We start from the raw sequence: 604 nt of genomic DNA on the forward strand, positions 1-604 counted from the left end.
GCCCCGCCCCGCCCCGCGATCTTGCATTTACTGTTGTTGACTTGCCCCCTTATGCCACTTTTGTCGGGACAGAAAGTGCAAGATCGACGGAGGGCTTGGGGCCGGGGGCAGCACGCTCAATTGGGCAAGACCTGCGACGCCGACCGGCCGATCGGCGTCGCTCAGGACCGGAGGACGTGCAGTTGGGACTGGTGTTTGGGCAGGTGGACCCGGGTGTGCAGGTCCAGGGTGCGCGACCACGGCAGCGACTCGTCGACGATGAGGTCGAAACCCTCACGCAGGTGCGTCTCGACCGGGGTCTCCGCAGCCAGGCCGAGTTGGTCGACCAGCCCGCACAGCCGGTCGCTGGTGCCGTGCAGCAGTGCGGTCAGGCCACGCAGACCACCCTGCTCGGCGGCGAGCGCGTCGAGCTGCGGACGGTGCATGTCCTCTTCCAACTCGTAATAGGCGAACGGCGACCCGGCCAGCAGCGCCTCGGTGGCCTGGATCATCAGCTCGTCGTTGGCGACCAGGTGCGCGATGATCTGCTCGGCGCTGAGCTGCCCCTCCGGAGCCGCACCGAACCCGCCGGCGTCGACCTCCGCGAACAGGGCACCGTCTGTCT

The 604-nt window shown here is 67.9% G+C and carries 1 protein-coding gene; it reads right to left on the bottom strand.

From position 1 onward, the window contains the following. Window positions 1-161 precede the first annotated feature (161 nt). Window positions 162-590 carry a hypothetical protein gene (locus DLJ59_RS01820; RefSeq protein WP_124770781.1) on the bottom strand — a complete coding sequence of 143 codons (429 nt, stop codon included), beginning with the start codon at window positions 588-590 and terminating at the stop codon, window positions 162-164. Window positions 591-604 lie beyond the last annotated feature (14 nt).

Origin of the sequence: Micromonospora inaquosa (assembly GCF_003857055.1) — a bacterium.
In the GTDB taxonomy this organism is placed as follows: Bacteria; Actinomycetota; Actinomycetes; order Mycobacteriales; family Micromonosporaceae; genus Micromonospora; species Micromonospora inaquosa.